Raw genomic sequence first — 14,130 nt, 5'->3', positions numbered from 1 at the left:
AGCTTGAGGGTATGGTCCGTGAACTCGTTCCCGGCGCCTTCTGGCAGCGCGTGGCGCCGCTGCTGCCACCGCTCCGGCCCAAGAAGAAGCTGGGGCGCCCTCGGACAAATGACCGGGCTGCGTTGGGGGCCATCGTCTTCGTGCTCCGAAGCGGCATCCCATGGGAGATGATGCCTCGTAAGCAGTTCGCCTGTCGGGCATGACGGCTTGGCGCAGGCTAGAGGAATGGACCCGCGCGGGTGTGTGGGAAGAGCTTCAGGCGCAACTGCTGGATGAACTGGGCCTGCGCGGCAGGGTGGACCTCTCCCGTGCCCACATCGACTCCTCGTCCGTGCGGGCGTCAAAAAGGGGGCCCTTACGAGCCCAAGCCTGGTGGATAGAGCGAAGGCGGGTAGCAAGCATCATCTTCTCGTAGGGGCACACGGCCGTCCGCTCACTGAGTCGCTGACGGCGGCCAACGTGTACGACACGCACGAGCGCTTCCCGCTCGTTGACTCCGTGCCCGCAGTGCGAATGCCTTCGGGCCAGCGGCGGCTTCGCCCACGCAAGGTGGCCAGCGACAAGGCCTATGCCTTCAGGAAGAACCAGCGAGGGCTTCGCCAGCGTGGCATCGCCGCTCGCATTGCCCGCCCAGGCGTCGAGTCCAAGGAGCGGCTGGGACGCTATCGCTGGGTTGTGGAGAGCACGCTGGCCTGGAATAACCAGCTGCGCCGCCTTCGAGGCCGCGATGAGCACAGGGACGAAGTCCACTTCGGCTTCCTCGTCCTTGGATGCTGCGTCATGCTCTTCCGACGCTTCTGTCCTGGCATTTGTTAGGAGCTGTTACATTCCAGCAGCAGTGCTCACAATGGATCGTAACCACTGCGGTCAGGAGCAAAGTCCCCAAGGGCAGCCCAGACGAATCGATCATCCTAGCAACACAGAAATCAGCTGCTGCACCGCATCTGTGATTTTCTCAATTCGCGCCGGAAGTCTCTGAGAGATGGCAGCACTAACAACAGGAGCATGATATTCTCCCCACTGTTCGAAGTGAGCCGCGACCCGTTCCCTATAGCTGGGTTGCTTCATCCCAGTGCCCCACTCTTGGTGACTGCGCGCCCATAGCAGATCGTCATTCAGCATCTGCTCCTTTAGAACCTGCACAGCAATCGACGTAAACACCTGCACAAAGACATCAAATTGACGACGCTGCTGCTCAAGCTCCGCATCAATGAGCCTTGCATTATCTTCTTCTTCAAACACATCGCGCTTGCGCAACTCTTCAGCCCTTACATGCATACTGCTGAAAAGTGGCAACATGCAATGTTCCAAGGCACGCGATGCAGAAAACTCTAGAAGCGCCCAAGCATTTTGAGTGCCATCGCCCTTCCACTGGACTAGCGATCGCAAAGACGAAGGATGAAGCCGCTGGCACTCGCTGGAGAATGGGCGCAGAAAATTCATTCCCAGCGCATGCAACTTACCGCGGGAAACTGCGATGGCGGCCTGGACAGAGGCGCTCAGTTCCTTCACTACTTGGTTATAGAGTGTTCGGCGTTTTGCGTCCGCAAGAGTATGAAAGAATTCGCGAGCTTGAGCTGCGGCCTCTTCAAGCAATCGAGCATGGCCCCCCGCTAGCCGACTCAGCGATTCCTCTAGGAACACATAAAGTTCGGGGGTCCCCCCATCAAGCACATTTACGCACCGCACACGCTGTCGGGCATCATCCACGGACCAGCGCACATCAGGCGAAGGCCAGCCGGGGCAGCCAAGCTGCACGAGGTTTTCAGCGCAGCGGTCTTCTTTCGTCTCCCGCTCTGTCTCTTTGTCCTCGAAGTGACCAGAGCCAGCGCGGCCCGCATCGACAATAGCAACTACAGTGCGCTCAGCGAGCGTCTCTCCGAAATAGCCGCGTTCCTCCACCATCTGCGTAAGCAGCTCAACGGCAGGTGCAGGCGGCTCGTTGAACGAAGAGGCTAGTACGATGAGGGTCCAAGGCTGTTTCAGCAATACACGCAGATCGGCCCGGTCCGCGAGTGGATAGGCCCTACGAGTTCCAGGCGCAACATCCCTGTCGGTAGTTACAGCCGGCAGCCCCAACGTGTCAACGAGGGGCACCGCACGGCCGTTCCACTGAAGCGAGTCAAACGGCCCCTGAACGACCACGCGGCGTGGAAACGGCTGGTCTGCGAGTTCCCCCTTGAAGAGGCTCAACAGCATATGACGTAACCATGTGCGAGGCTCCCCATCAGGCAACCATTGGATGCGTCGCCGCTCAGATAGCCGTGCGAGTTGCAGTACATGGTCGACAAAGTCCTCCTTGCGTTCAAAGCTGCGCGCCGCCTCCACTGCATGGTGCACGGTAGCGCTCTTGCCTGAACGACTACCGGGAACTTTGCCTGCACCTGTCGAAATCTTTTCCCTCTTAAGTCCCGTAAGCCCCCACAGCACTCGCTCCAAATCAGGCTGGAGTCGTGGCGGCCGAGCCGTCACCAACAACTCGATCGATGGCTCTTCGGTCTCGTCGTCGCCGGAAGCAGCCGAAGAAGGATCATGAGCTTTATGCCAAGCCCATTCAGCGAACTGCTGCACCAAGCGCGCTGCATCCTCGTCCTTTTCAGGCTCAACTTGAATTTCCCAATTACCTGGGCGCAAGACGATTTCGCAAGGAGTAGTGCCCCCGTTGCCCAGCGGCAATACCGCATGCTTATTGAGTTGCACCGATGACGCATCCGCGGAAGGTGGCTCTCCATCCAACCACAGCCCTGACAATCCGTTAATCAGCGTCGACTTACCGACGCCTTTATGCGCAACAAAGGCAACCTGCGGAGCTGGCTGTGCCAAAATCTCCAGGCGCCCGCGCAGTACAACCTCAAGTTGATTGGCGCGCTGGACAAGCTCTGGGAACCGGTTGCCCTCAGCAGAGGACTGGTAGTCGCGCAACCTATCAGCAAGGTTCTGGGGAGAAAGCTCTGAGATAGGACGGGTCTGAGCGTTGGTCATTTCGACTCTGGAAGAAGAAGGACTTGGCAGGACTTTGATAGTAGACAGGAACACCACCTTCAACAGCAAGCCCCAGCGGAGCACAGAGGCGACGGCCTCTTCCTTCCCAATTAAAAGTGCCGCTGCGTTGCGGGTTCCCAGTGACTCACGACCTGCAGCCCGGCAAGCCTCACGAGGCTCCAAGGTGTCTTCGCTCCAGCGGCCAAACTGCGGCCATGTCTGGTCCCTCAAACAGGTGCGGAGGAGGCGAGCACGGAGCTTGAGGCAACGGCCAGGAAAGAGCGGAGGAAGGAGAGGACGCCGTAAGTAGACAGGGCCGAGTTGCTCAGGCGGACGTTCGGCTTTGACGTGTTCGCCTGCATGAGCCTAGCCCTGGCATGAGGGCCACCCCAGGCCGCGTGGTGTTGAAGCTCAAGACAGCCAGCAGGCCGAGGCAGACCCCGGCCACGCACCTGATGCGAGCGCAGCCTGGGCAGGAGTGTCCCCTAAAGGGGCTCAGGCGACCTGTCCACAAGCCGGGAGCATCACTCGGGCGGCCAGTCAGCGGCCCTCCTTTGCCCCGGCGCCACCCTCCACGGCACCTCGTTGAATCGTAGGTGCGCACACCTCGGAAATTTCACGCAGGGCGACGGCGGGAGCTGGCTGCGCAATCCGGCCATGAAGCGGACCCTGTGGCGTCGCGTGGGCCTGGTTGTCGCAGGCCTGGTGCTCGTGGTGGTCGTCGTCGCGGCCGTGGGGTTGAGCGACGTGGACGTACCGGAAACCTCGCGCTTCGACGCCGACCTGGGCGCCATCCGGGCCCTGGCCGTCTCCACCGGCGCGCCGCTCCCTACCGGATTGCGCAGCCAGCACGTGGGCCGGGCCTCCGGAGTGCCCCAGGCGCTCGTGGTGGCCGGCAGCGGTTTCGGAGAGGTCGCCTTCGACTTCAACGCGTACCAGGTCGTCTATGCCGACGCCCGCACGGTGCTGGTGGACTTCGTGAGCGACGAGGAGACACAGCAGGCCCAGTTCCCCGGCTCGGAGTTCGACGCCGCGGCCTACAGCCGGGTCCAGGAGGCGCTGCGCCGCGCGGACGCGACGGTCGTCACCCACGAGCACTTCGACCACTGCGCGGGCATCGCGCACTCGGCATACCTGGACGAGGTGGCGAGCAAGGTTCACCTCACGGACGAACAACTGCGAAGCCCGCTCGCGCAGGAAGCCGGCTTCACCGCGGAACGGCGCGCCAGGCTCGCCCCGCTTCAGTACGAGCGCCTGCACCTGCTGCGCCCCGGCGTGGTCCTCATCAAGGCCCCCGGCCACACGCCTGGCACCCAGCTGGTGTACGTGCGGCTCGTCGACGGGCGCGAGCTCCTGCTCGTCGGCGACGTGGCCTGGCGCCAGGACAACATCCGGCTCCCAAGGATGCACCCGCGGCTCACCAACTGGCTGGGCGATGAGGATGCACAGGCGATGGCCCACCAACTGCGATGGCTGCACGACCTGCTGCGCACCGCGCCCGAGCTGCACCCGGTGGTGACCCACGACGGCGCGCAGCTGCAAGACTACCAGCGCCGTGGACTCATCCAGGAGGGGCTGCTCTGAGCCATTGGCTTTCCTCCTCCACGCGAAACACAATGGATTACGCTTTCTGCTTCGCGGATGTTGCGCGCAGGAGGAAAGCCGATTGCGGACCTGGATCTTGTGTGTGTTGCTTGCCGGCGGCTGTGCCACGACGTCCGCGCGCCGAGAGGTCCCACCCGTTCCGGACGTCGCCGCGCTGGATACCGAAGCGGCTCGCGCGATGACCGCGACCGGCGCGAAGGGCCTGGCCATCGCCGTCATCGACGACGGACGCGTGGTGGCGACGCGCGCCTACGGTGCTCGCAACGCGCAGGGCGAACCGCTGGGCACGGACACGGTGATGTATGGCGCGTCCATCACCAAGACGGTCTTCGCATACCTCGTGATGCAGCTCGCGGACGAGAAGCGCATCGACCTGGACACCTCCATCTCGAAGTACCTGGACAAGCCGCTGCCGGAGTATCCGGACGAGGACCGCTACTCCACCTGGTCGCACCTGGCCGGTGACGAGCGCTGGCGGGACATCACGCCGCGCGTCCTGCTCACCCACAGCGCGGGCTTCGCCAACTTCGGCTTCCTGGAGCCCGACGAGCGGCTGCGCATCCACTTCGCGCCCGGCAGCCGCTTCGCGTACTCCGGCGACGGCATCATCCTGATGCAGTTCGTGCTCGAGCGCGGGCTGGGGCTGGACGTGGGCGCGGAGCTGCAACGGCGCGTGTTCGACCGCTTCGGCATGCGCACCACCAGCATGACGTGGCGCCCGGACTTCGCGAGCAACCTGGCCGATGGCTGGAAGCTGGATGGCGGCGTGGAGCCGCACGACGAGCGCAGCAGGGTGCGCGCGGCCGGGTCCATGGACACGACCCTCGACGACCTGTCGCGCTTCGCTGCCGCGCTGGTGAGCGGTGAAGGCTTGTCGCCGGAGTCCTTCGCCCGGATGACGTCGCCGCAGCTGCCCATCACCACCCGGAGCCAGTTCCCCACCCTCCAGGACGAACTGCCTCCAGAGTCACGGCGCAAGGACCTGGCGGCGGGCCTGGGCGTGGTGGTGTTCGACGGGCCGCAGGGACGCGGGTTCTTCAAGAACGGCCACAACGACAGCACCGCCAACACCCTCGTGTGCCTGCCGCGCGGACGCCGCTGCGTGCTCATCCTGAGCAACGACGTCCGCGCCGAGCCCGCCTATCCCCACCTCGTGCGCTTCGTGCTGGGCGAAGCCGGCGTGCCCTGGGATTGGGAGTACGGCGACATGGCGTTCTGGGACGGACGCTGATGAAGGCTCAAGCGCCCGCGAGCATCGCGGGTACCTCTGTCTTCGGGGCCTCGGGGATGCGCCGCAGCAGCACCACGGCGCCCACCACCAGGAGCGCGCTCACGCAGAGCAACGCCGTGTGCACGGAGGCCGGGTACTCGGACGTGGGTGGCGCGTAGCGGGCCAGGAGGAAGGACGTCCCGTTGTTGAAGACGTGGACGAAGATGGGCAGCCGCACGCTGCCCGTATGCACCGCGAGCCAGCCCAGGAAGAGGGCCACCACCAGGGTGATGGGGCCGTGGATGGGATCCAGGTGCAGCAGGCCGAAGAGCGTGGCGGCCCCCACGACGCCCGCCCTGGGACCCCAGCGCTCCACCAGCCGCGTCTGCACGTAGCCCCGGAAGAAGAGCTCCTCCGCCGTGCCCGCCACCGGCGAGCCGAAGAACAACAGCAACGCGAAGGTCCCGAGCGGGCCCTGGCTCGCGGCCTCGAACCCCTTCAACGATCCGGTCCAGCTCCACGCCCCCGTGAGCACGGCCAGGCTCTCCAGGGACTGGCCCACCGCGAAGCAGCCCACCGCCGCCGTGAGCCAGGCCCAGGCCGGCAGCGGTACCCCAGCCGTCAGGCGCAGCCGCTCGCGCAGGGGCTGTGGGGACAACCGGCCGCCCAGCAGCGCGAGGCTCAGCGCCACGGTGCCGACCATCATCACCAGCGCGACGGTCGGCCACGGCAGGGCCTCCACCTTCTCCGCCAGTGCCGCCTGGGCCACGCTGTCGCTCGGATCCACGCCGGCCTTGGCCGCCTCGATGCCCGTGGCGATGTGGTTCACGATGACGCTTCCGGTGACGAGCAGCCCGAACATCACCACGAACGCAACGAACACCGTCCAGACACGCGGGCGCGGCCCGGGCGCGGACGCAACAGGGACTGAATGGGATTCCATGGCGCGCGACGATAGTTCTCCCCGGTGACGCCGATGAAGCCCGCCCTTCACACTTCTTCACCCCCGGCTCAAACCACCGCAACCGGCGCCTTCCATATTGGGTTCAGTCAAGCAGCGGGAAAGACAACCCCGCGCATCTGGAGCCACACGCCATGAAGAAGACGCTCGCCATCGCCGGTACCGCCGTCGTCGCCGTCACCCTGCTCACGGGTTTCGGCTGGGGCCGCCATCACCGCGGCACGCCCGACCCGGAGCGCATCCACCAGATGGTCACCTGGAAGGTCAACGACACGCTGGATGACCTGGACGCCACCGAAGCGCAGCGCACCTCCATCCACGCCGTGAAGGACCGCCTCCTCAACGAAGGCCAGGCGCTCATGGAGGGCCAGCAGGCCGCGCGCGCCGAGGCCGTCACGCAGCTGGAGTCCGATACGCCCGACGCCGCGAAGCTCCACGCCCTGGTGGACGCGCGCATCGACGCCGCGCGCGCCTTCGCGCACAAGGCGGTGGATGCCGTGCTCGAGGTCCACCGCACGCTCACCCCGGCCCAGCGCCAGGAACTGGCCAGCGAGATCCGCGAACACACCGGCGCGAAGTAGACCCACCCGGACAGTCCAGCCACGGTGCGCTCGGCATGACACATCCCGTGTCTCACCGTGAACCTTCGTGGGCAGCGATGACGCGCGCGGTTATGGTCAGTCGGTGGATTACACCGACTACGCGCGACGCATCCGCTCCCACGCTTCCCTGGGTGAACTCTCCGAATACGGACAGGTGCACGAAGGGGGGCGCGACTATCCCCTCTTCCGCCTCATCGTCCCCGGCGACCGCTGGCTCGTCATCACGTCCGGCTTCCATGGCGAGGAACCCGCCGGCCCGCTGACCCTCGCGAAGCACCTGCCGGACATCGTCGCGTACGCGAAGTCGAAGGGCGTGGGGCTGCGCGTCTACCCCTGCATCAACCCTTCCGGCTTCGAGGACGGCACGCGCTACAACCGCAGCGGCGAGAAGCCCAACAACGACTTCATGCGCTACGAGATCGCCCCCGGCGAGTGGCGCGGCGAGCTCGTGGGCGACCCGCCCATCCTCCGCTGGGCCCTGTACGACGGCGGTCCCAAGGAGACGCGCGCGGTGAGAAGCGACCTGGCGCGCTTCCCCGCCCCGGACGCGGCGCTCGACATCCACCAGGACAACTACCTGGGCGGCGTCGCCACGTACGCGTACACCTTCGGGGACACCGCCGCCTACCGCCCGCTGACGGAGGCCTCCGCCGCGCACGCCACCGTGGTGAAGAGCCGCAAGGTGGATGACAACGCCTACGCCGACGAGAACGGCCTCATCTTCTTCCACGACGGCAGCGTCACCGATTGGTACATGCGCCAGGGCGTGCCCTATGCCGCCGCGCTGGAGACCACCACGCCCACGTCGCAGGACGCGTGCGACGCGGTGAACCTCATCTGGATCTGCGGCTTCATCGACCTGGCCGCGCGTGGCGAGGGCCCCACCCGATGATCCAACGTCCCCTGGGAAACAGCGGCCTCACGGTGTCCGCGCTCGGCTTCGGCGCGGGGCCCGTGGGCAGTGAGGCGCTGAGCGACTCCGACGCGGAAGCGCTCCTGAACGGCGTGCTGGACGCGGGCATCACCCTCATCGACACCGCGCCCAGCTATGGCGTGTCCGAGGAGAGAATCGGCCGGTTCCTCGGCGCGCGCCGCCGGGAGTTCGTGCTGTCCACCAAGTGCGGCTACGGCGTGCCCGGCGTGGAGGACTGGACGCCCGAGTGCATCACCCGCGGCGTGGACCTGGCCCTCCAGCGGCTGCGCACCGACGTGATTGACGTGCTGCACTTCCACTCGTGCCCGCCGGATGTGCTCCACCGCCCGGGGCTGGTGGAAGCGCTCACCCGCGCGGTGCAGGAGGGCAAGGTGCGCGCCGCCGCGTACTCGGGCGACAACGCGGGGCTGGACGCCGCGCTGGAGACGGGCGCGTTCGCGGTGGTGCAGACGTCCGTGAACCTCTTCGACCAGCGCTCGCTGGACCACGGCGTGGCGAAGGCCCGGGAGCGCGGCGTGGGCGTCATCGCCAAGCGGCCCCTGGCCAACGCGCCGTGGCGCTTCCCGGGACGCCCCCACGCGCACGACGTGGGCGAGTACTGGGACCGCATGCAGCGCATGGCCCTCCAGACGGACGGCCTGGACTGGCCGGAGCTGGCGCTGCGCTTCACCGCGTTCGCGCCCGGCGTCGCCACCTGCATCGTGGGCACCACGCGGCTGGACAACCTGCGCGCCAACGCGCGCACCCTGGAGCAGGGCCCCCTCCCCGAGGCCACCTTTCAGGCCATCCGGGACGCCTTCCGCCGCCATGACGCCGGGTGGGAGGGCGTCATCTGACGCAGCCCGTCAGTCTGACGTTCCGTCAAGCAGCGAAGATTTCAGCGCGATCAACTGCTCACCATCGACGTTTGTCTCGTCCATGCGGGCCGGGTGCCTGCTCTTGGGTGCATGCCAACCATCCGGTCCATGAACGAGATGCCAGAGTTTGAGAAGGATGGAGAGTCGGCGGAGATGCACCCCTCGGCGCTGGACCTGAACCAGGTCGAGCCCACGCCGCAGGTGGCGAACTGGCTGCGCATGCGCGCGAGCCAGTGGCTCACCACGGCGCAGAAGGACTTCAACGAAGCCCTCTTCGCGCGGGACGGTTCGGAGGCGTCGTTCGACCGCTACGCCGACGCCCGCTCGGAGCTGGACTCCGCGGAGGCCTGGGCGCTGCGCGTCGCGGAGCTTTTGGCCGAGGCCGCGCGGGCGCGGTAGACCCGCGCGGCGTTGGCCGGGAGCCCCTTCGACGCTCCTACGGGAGTGGCACGCGGATGACGGAGGTGGGCCTGTACTCTCCCTGGGTGACGGTCAGGTACAGCGTGGGCGGGTTGTCACGCACCATGGGAGGGATGGGGTTCAGGAAGGGCGCATCCTCCAGCACCGCCAGGTCGGACACGGCCTCCCCATCCCAGAGAGACAACCGGTGTTCGGGCTTGCCGTCCGCGGTCGTGAGCGTGCGGGCGAACAGCACCTGACGGGCGCCTGGCGTGAACGCGAACAAGGTGCTGTCGGTCAGTCCCTCCAGCGGCGTCTGGTGCGTCGCATCCGGGGTCTTCCACCACAGCGTGTCCACCTTCGCGCCGTCCCGGGTCTCGCGCACGGTCCAGGCCTGATTCCGGAGGTCCGCGCTGAAGGCGGGGTACACCGAGGAACGGCGGGTGGTCTCGGTGCCGACGAGCGTGCGCGCCGTGCCATCCAGGTACGCCGCGTCCCGGGTGAACTCATTCGGCGTAACCCATCGGTCGATGAGACAGAGCACCACCCCCGAGCTGCGCTCCCAGTTCCGGCAGAGCCCCCCTTCGAGGTCCCTGCAACCCGTCGCATCACAGGCGACGGAGTCGGTCTCCGGCGTGAGGTCCGCCTTGATGTTCAGGATGAGGGTCCCCACGTCCGTCATGAAGGCGTTGGAGACATGCCAGCCCTTGCGCGTGGCCTCGTCCCGCCAGACCTGCTCCCACTGGAGCGTCCGCGTGGCCGTGTCGAACACCTGGACGTGGTTCGCCGCGTCGAACAGGGCGTAGCGGGTGCCGTCCGTGGCGAAGGCCGGGTAGGCCACCGTCGGGCCCAGCTCCGTGACGGTGCTGGACGGCACGTCGATGAGCCACGCCTGGGTGCCCTCCGAAGCGAGCAGCGTCGTCCCCCCCACCTTGAGGACGAGGCCCCGCGATGGGCGCTCGAGCGCGGTCCAGAGCGGACACGCCTCCCGCGTGCAGGTGTCCGTGCGCGCGACGCGCACGGAGTTCACCCCCGACACCGGGTCGAATTCAGTGAAGGCGACAAAGGACATCCCCGGGTCATGGGCCACGTCCCAGGCCCGGGTGGACATGGGGATGGCCGCCTCCGTCCCAGGCCGCCACAGCCACAGCGTCCGGACCTGCCCCTCCCCCTGGGGGCTCCAGAGCACCACCGCGCCGCCATCGCTCGCGACGATGGCCTGCTCCGCCGGGGCGGCGATCCGCGACGGTTCTCCCGTGGGCAGCGCCTGCGCGTAGGTGCCGTCCCCCTTCACGGACAGGAGGAAGGTCTGCCGGGCATCCACCTGCAGCAACTTCGCGTTCTCCACCACCGTCTGGACGGGAGACACGCCCGCATCGACGCCCGCATCCGCCACGTCCGGGTCCCCCTTGCAGTGACTCAATCCCATGCCGAGCAACACCAGCCCCAGGGCCCTGCCAGCCATTCGCAATGACATACGCTTCTCCCGGTTCAACAGGCGTCCACCGCCGGCCCGGCGGACGCATCCATGTCATGAGGAAGCCGCGCTACAGCGGCACGCGGCCAGCCTCACTGCCACCCACAGCAGGCCCAGCATCCTCATGATGTCCCCCATGAACGAACGGCTCCCAAGCCGTGACTTGCGTGGCTCCCCCATCATGGAAGCCATACGCCCCCGCCCGGCCCGGCGGGCTGGCAAGGGGCGAAACGGCCCATGGAAGGGGCAGACCGCACAGCGGGGCGGAGGTCTGCCCGCGTGCGACAGCGGAGCGCGAGCCCTCAGCGCCCCACGCCCATGCGTGTCCACAGCTCCAGCAGCGTGCGCAGCACGGACGCGTCCGGCACGTCCGCCGCGGGCGGCACGTCCACGCGGATGCCCTGCGCCGCCAGCCGCGTGAACGGGTTGTCCGCGTCCGGCGTCCTCAGCGGCACGGAGGGGTCCGCCGGCCGGAAGCCGAACGCCAGCGCCCGGGCCTGCACCGCCGGGCTGCGCAGGAAGGCCACCCACTCCAGCGCCGCCTCGCGCTGCTCGGGCGTCACCCAGTCCGCCTGGAGCACCGCCGCCGGGTGGTCGCTCCACAGCGTCACCGGCGGATAGTCCACCCGCAGCGGTCCCCACCGCCCCTGCGCGTTCCCCAGCTGCGCGATGGCCAGGCTCTCGTACACCAGCGCCAGGTCGTAGCGGGACGGCCCGTAGCGCACCAGGTCCGTCATGAACGTGCCCGTGGACGGCTCGAAGCGCGTCACGCCCCGCTCCAGTCCCTGGAGCCACGCCTGATAGCCCGGGTCCAGCAGGTCCGCTTCCTTCACGCTGGAGCGCCGGCCCAGGTACTCCAGCGTCGCGGACAGGAGCGCCTGCAGGCCGGAGTTGGACTTCGTGGGGTCCGTGTGGCCCAGCTTCACGAAGCCCCACTCCGGTGGGCCGCCCACCGCGGGCCAGCCCCTGTCGCTCGCCACCGCGCGCTGGAGCGTCTTCCACGACAGGGCCGCGCCTCCGTCCGCCTTGCGCAGCACGTCCATCCGGTCCTGCCAGCCCACGAACACCAGCGGCGTAATCACCAGCGGATGCGGCACGGCGTCGCCCTGCGTGGCGAACAGCGGCCCGTGCGAGGCGTCCGTCGCCCAGTCCGCCGCGAGCATGCGCAGCTCCGCGCTGTCCGCCGGGCTCCACACCGTGGGCTTCTCCCGCCCTTCCAGGATGGCCTGCGCCGCCTCCAGCGAACCCTGCCCCACCAGCGTCACCCGCACGTGCGGGTGCGTCCGCTGGAAGTCCGCGAGCGCCGCCTCCACCCACGCCCGCTTCTCCGTGCTGTAGAGGAACGTGATGTCCGTCACCCGCCGCCGGGACGGCAGCGGCGCGGAGGCGGACTCGGGCTCCGGCGTCAGCGCGCGGGGCGCCTCCGGGGCCGCCAGCAGGTAGAACACCCCCAGCGCCGCGGCCAGCACGCCAATGAGGAGGAGCATCCGGGGCTTCATGTCCCCCCTCGTACCCCGGACCGCATTCCCGGAAAGCCCGGCGGCGCTTTTGTCACAACCCTGTCACTCACGACTTCTCCCCCGGCCGCTCCCCTTCCAGGAGGGTCCACGCCGGTTGTTTGCCCTCATAGGGCTGGCAGAATGGCCCGGATGATGACACTGGCACGAAGCATCGCGCTCCTGGGACTGGGAGCGGTGGTCGGGGGTTGCGCGGCGAAGCAGGCCCCTCCCGTCCAGCACTACGCGCTGGGCATGTCCCGCGCGGAGTATCGGGACTACTCGGGGGCGAAGGCGAGCCCCTGTGACGCGGAGCCGCGCTGGTTCCAGGACGAGCTGACCGCGGTCAACGGCCTGCTGGCGCGCTTCATCAAGGAGACGGACCAGGCGCTGGACCCGAAGGGGCCGGAGCACCTGAAGCACCTGGCACTTCTGGAGGAGGGGCTGCGCACGCTGCCCCCGGTGCTGAAGGTGCACGAAGCCAACCTCCAGGCGCTGAAGGCCTGTGACTTCCGGCGCACGGGCGCGTTCCCGGACCTGGCCCAGCGCGGCGCGACGCTGCTGACGGAGGCGCGGGACCTGATGGCGCTGGGGCCCCAGATTCAAGCGGCCACGGCGCTGCGCGAGGCCCAGAAGCAGTGGCGCGAGCAGGGCCCGGCGCGTGAGGCGACGGCGCGCGAGACGTGGTGCCCGAAGCCCATCAAGGTGGGCCAGCCGGACCTCTACTTCGCGCGGCTGTCCCCGGAGGGGCGCACCGAGTGGTTCTTCTGTGACGGCCACGTCGTGGAGAAGTCCGGCGACGCGGAGCCCTCGCTGCTGAGCCCGGAGGGGCTGTCGAAGGCGGACCGCCGGCGGGTGCAGGCGAAGAAGTACCTGGACGCGGCGCTGGCCTACCCCGCGGAGGAGGTGGACCGCGAGCCCACGGCCGCCACCCTCCAGAAGCCTGCCGCGCCCGAGGGCGGCAGCGCGGCGGAAGGCACACCGTAGGCCCGGGCGTGACGCGCGGGCGTCCGGCGTCACGCTCCCAGCCGGGCGAGCCGCTTCGACAGGTGCGCGTCGCCGCCCGCGTCCACGCCGCCCACGAAGGCGGACAACGAGTGGCCCGCGCCGGACAGGTGGGCCTCCACGTGCGGCTTGAGCGTCGCCCAGCGCTTGGTCCACGCGTCCTCGGAGCCGTCGCGCAGGTCCGGGCGCTCGGTGAGGAGCGCCGTCACGCGCAGCGCCAGCTCCGGGTCGGCGAGCGTCCGCGCCGCGGCCACGCCCGGCGGCACCGAGCCCGCGGGCGCCGCCTTCCACATCTCCGCCGCGCGCTGGAAGGCCGCCACGTCCACCTGGGACAAAAGCCCCAGCGCGTGGCGCACCGGCAGCCGGCCCTCCGCCTTGGGCCCCACCACGTGCGCCATCAGCGCGGCGAAGGGCGCGGCCAGGGCCGGGTGCGCCGCGGGGTCCACGCCGCCCAGGGCGCGGAGCGCCTGACGGGCCTTGCGCGAAAGCCGCGTCACCTTCCAGCTGGGGCCCTTGAGGCGCGACTGGAGCAGCGTGAGCGCGGCGGCGGCGGCGGTCACGGCCTCCGGGCCGGGCGTGGCGGGGGCCACGCGGCGCGGCAG

The 14,130-nt window shown here is 68.3% G+C and carries 12 protein-coding genes and 1 pseudogene; 8 read left to right on the top strand and 5 right to left on the bottom strand.

Going from position 1 to position 14,130, the window contains the following annotated elements:
• Window positions 1-11 precede the first annotated feature (11 nt).
• Window positions 12-816, top strand: a pseudogene (locus D7W79_RS46175) (IS5 family transposase).
• Window positions 817-906: 90 nt separating this feature from the next.
• Here D7W79_RS46175 and D7W79_RS43165 read toward each other — a convergent pair.
• Complete coding sequence (locus D7W79_RS43165; RefSeq protein ID WP_147441834.1) at window positions 907-3,045, bottom strand: hypothetical protein; 2,139 nt, start codon at window positions 3,043-3,045, stop codon at window positions 907-909.
• 594 nt (window positions 3,046-3,639) lie between these two features.
• On the opposite strand from D7W79_RS43165, the gene D7W79_RS07635 reads away from it, so the two are divergent.
• Together D7W79_RS07635 and D7W79_RS07630 are read left to right on the top strand one after the other, a co-directional pair.
• Window positions 3,640-4,566, top strand: a complete 927-nt coding sequence (locus D7W79_RS07635; RefSeq protein ID WP_120524675.1) for an MBL fold metallo-hydrolase — start codon at window positions 3,640-3,642, stop codon at window positions 4,564-4,566.
• A gap of 199 nt (window positions 4,567-4,765) precedes the next feature.
• Window positions 4,766-5,818: a serine hydrolase domain-containing protein gene (locus D7W79_RS07630; RefSeq protein ID WP_244221643.1), complete on the top strand. Its 1,053-nt coding sequence runs from the start codon at window positions 4,766-4,768 to the stop codon at window positions 5,816-5,818.
• 7 nt (window positions 5,819-5,825) lie between these two features.
• Here D7W79_RS07630 and D7W79_RS07625 read toward each other — a convergent pair whose 3' ends face one another.
• Window positions 5,826-6,740, bottom strand: coding sequence for a CPBP family intramembrane glutamic endopeptidase (locus D7W79_RS07625; protein ID WP_120524674.1), 915 nt, complete (start codon window positions 6,738-6,740; stop codon window positions 5,826-5,828).
• Window positions 6,741-6,892: 152 nt separating this feature from the next.
• On the opposite strand from D7W79_RS07625, the gene D7W79_RS07620 reads away from it, so the two are divergent.
• The 4 genes from D7W79_RS07620 (at window position 6,893) to D7W79_RS07605 (ending at window position 9,550) form a co-directional block, all read left to right on the top strand.
• A complete protein-coding gene (locus D7W79_RS07620) occupies window positions 6,893-7,339 on the top strand; it encodes a Spy/CpxP family protein refolding chaperone (protein ID WP_120524673.1) in 447 nt (148 codons plus the stop codon).
• Between the two features lie 103 nt (window positions 7,340-7,442).
• Complete coding sequence (locus D7W79_RS07615; RefSeq protein WP_120524688.1) at window positions 7,443-8,252, top strand: M14 family metallopeptidase; 810 nt, start codon at window positions 7,443-7,445, stop codon at window positions 8,250-8,252.
• Window positions 8,249-9,130: an aldo/keto reductase gene (locus D7W79_RS07610; protein ID WP_120524672.1), complete on the top strand. Its 882-nt coding sequence runs from the start codon at window positions 8,249-8,251 to the stop codon at window positions 9,128-9,130. The genes D7W79_RS07615 and D7W79_RS07610 overlap by 4 nt, the downstream gene beginning before the upstream one ends.
• A gap of 129 nt (window positions 9,131-9,259) precedes the next feature.
• Complete coding sequence (locus tag D7W79_RS07605; protein ID WP_244221642.1) at window positions 9,260-9,550, top strand: FruA-associating protein, FapA; 291 nt, start codon at window positions 9,260-9,262, stop codon at window positions 9,548-9,550.
• Between the two features lie 37 nt (window positions 9,551-9,587).
• On the opposite strand, the gene D7W79_RS07600 is transcribed toward D7W79_RS07605, so the two are convergent.
• Together D7W79_RS07600 and D7W79_RS07595 are read right to left on the bottom strand one after the other, a co-directional pair.
• Window positions 9,588-11,015 (bottom strand): hypothetical protein, encoded by a 1,428-nt coding sequence (locus D7W79_RS07600; protein ID WP_120524671.1) that lies wholly within the window; start codon window positions 11,013-11,015, stop codon window positions 9,588-9,590.
• Window positions 11,016-11,329: 314 nt separating this feature from the next.
• The gene (locus D7W79_RS07595) at window positions 11,330-12,526 is read right to left on the bottom strand and encodes a substrate-binding domain-containing protein (RefSeq protein ID WP_120524670.1); all 1,197 of its coding nucleotides are present in this window, start codon (window positions 12,524-12,526) and stop codon (window positions 11,330-11,332) included.
• A gap of 153 nt (window positions 12,527-12,679) precedes the next feature.
• On the opposite strand from D7W79_RS07595, the gene D7W79_RS07590 reads away from it, so the two are divergent.
• The gene (locus D7W79_RS07590; protein ID WP_244221641.1) at window positions 12,680-13,510 is read left to right on the top strand and encodes a hypothetical protein; all 831 of its coding nucleotides are present in this window, start codon (window positions 12,680-12,682) and stop codon (window positions 13,508-13,510) included.
• A 29-nt stretch (window positions 13,511-13,539) separates the two neighbouring features.
• On the opposite strand, the gene D7W79_RS07585 is transcribed toward D7W79_RS07590, so the two are convergent.
• On the bottom strand, window positions 13,540-14,130 hold a 591-nt coding region (locus D7W79_RS07585; RefSeq protein ID WP_120524668.1), incomplete at its 5' end, for a molybdenum metabolism regulator.

The organism is Corallococcus exercitus (genome assembly GCF_003611585.1).
GTDB lineage: Bacteria > Myxococcota > Myxococcia > Myxococcales > Myxococcaceae > Corallococcus > Corallococcus exercitus.
The sequence above is the reverse complement of the archived record's forward strand: the minus strand, read 5'-3'. Positions and strand labels throughout refer to the sequence as shown.

Excerpts from the sequence above, each read along its gene's own strand:
- D7W79_RS07635 (WP_120524675.1), top strand. The coding sequence starts at position 3,640 with ATGAAGCGGACCCTGTGGCGTCGCGTGGGCCTGGTTGTCGCAGGCCTG.
- D7W79_RS07630 (WP_244221643.1), top strand. The coding sequence starts at position 4,766 with ATGACCGCGACCGGCGCGAAGGGCCTGGCCATCGCCGTCATCGACGAC.
- D7W79_RS07625 (WP_120524674.1), bottom strand. The coding sequence starts at position 6,740 with ATGGAATCCCATTCAGTCCCTGTTGCGTCCGCGCCCGGGCCGCGCCCG.
- D7W79_RS07620 (WP_120524673.1), top strand. The coding sequence starts at position 6,893 with ATGAAGAAGACGCTCGCCATCGCCGGTACCGCCGTCGTCGCCGTCACC.
- D7W79_RS07610 (WP_120524672.1), top strand. The coding sequence starts at position 8,249 with ATGATCCAACGTCCCCTGGGAAACAGCGGCCTCACGGTGTCCGCGCTC.
- D7W79_RS07605 (WP_244221642.1), top strand. The coding sequence starts at position 9,260 with ATGAACGAGATGCCAGAGTTTGAGAAGGATGGAGAGTCGGCGGAGATG.
- D7W79_RS07600 (WP_120524671.1), bottom strand. The coding sequence starts at position 11,015 with ATGGCTGGCAGGGCCCTGGGGCTGGTGTTGCTCGGCATGGGATTGAGT.
- D7W79_RS07595 (WP_120524670.1), bottom strand. The coding sequence starts at position 12,526 with ATGAAGCCCCGGATGCTCCTCCTCATTGGCGTGCTGGCCGCGGCGCTG.
- D7W79_RS07590 (WP_244221641.1), top strand. The coding sequence starts at position 12,680 with ATGACACTGGCACGAAGCATCGCGCTCCTGGGACTGGGAGCGGTGGTC.